This is a genomic window from Aquicoccus porphyridii (assembly GCF_008369105.1).
Lineage (GTDB): Bacteria > Pseudomonadota > Alphaproteobacteria > Rhodobacterales > Rhodobacteraceae > Aquicoccus > Aquicoccus porphyridii.
The window spans coordinates 1-615 of record NZ_VINQ01000079.1 but is presented as its reverse complement, the minus strand read 5'-3'; the positions used below and the strand labels follow the sequence as shown (position 1 = coordinate 615).

The window sequence follows — 615 nt, the reverse complement described above, 5'->3', positions numbered from 1 at the left end:
CCGCGGCTTACCGTGCGACTTCGGGAAGAAAGGGGAAAGCTTGGCCATCTGCTCGTCGGTCAGCCAGAAAAGGTCGCTCATGTCACCGCTCCGTTTTCCGAGCCGTGAATCACGCAGCGCGTTGGAAATCAATGCATCCTGACCCTAGCTATGAAATACCTATCCGCCCTCGGCGTCCTCGCCGGGGGATTTCTTTTAGCCCCACCACCCAAGGCCGTTCTCACCACGACGGTCTGGGTTGTTTCCCGCTCTCACCCTGTCGTCTCGGTGCTGGTCTTGCTGGCTGTGATCACGGCATGGAAGAAGGGAGACCGCGATGACTGAGGATGACACCAAGCAGGATGATATCGTCGTTATCCGGGCGTTTGATGAATACCCCGAGCACCTGTTTCGCGTTTCCGAAATCTTCGAGGACTGCGTGACTGGCTACGCAATCACTGGCCCCCTCAACGGGGAGTACGGTGAACGGCGTTGTTGCAGAACTATCCCGGTGAAGGATTCACTTCGTGAATCCATGCGGTTACAGAGGCTGCATGAGCAAGCCCCCTCCTGCCCGCTATCGCACGACGAACTGGTCCAGCTACAACGCGTCGCTGCGCAAGCGGGGGGCTCTGC

At 58.5% G+C, this 615-nt stretch carries 1 protein-coding gene and 1 pseudogene; one reads left to right on the top strand and one right to left on the bottom strand.

Annotation, left to right across the window (positions count from 1 at the left end; translation table 11 throughout):
* Positions 1–81, bottom strand: a pseudogene (locus FLO80_RS21840) (IS5/IS1182 family transposase); the annotation flags it as partial.
* A gap of 235 nt (positions 82–316) precedes the next feature.
* Here FLO80_RS21840 and FLO80_RS21835 point away from each other — a divergent pair.
* A partial coding sequence (locus FLO80_RS21835; protein ID WP_149187126.1) for a hypothetical protein occupies positions 317–615 on the top strand: 299 nt, incomplete at its 3' end.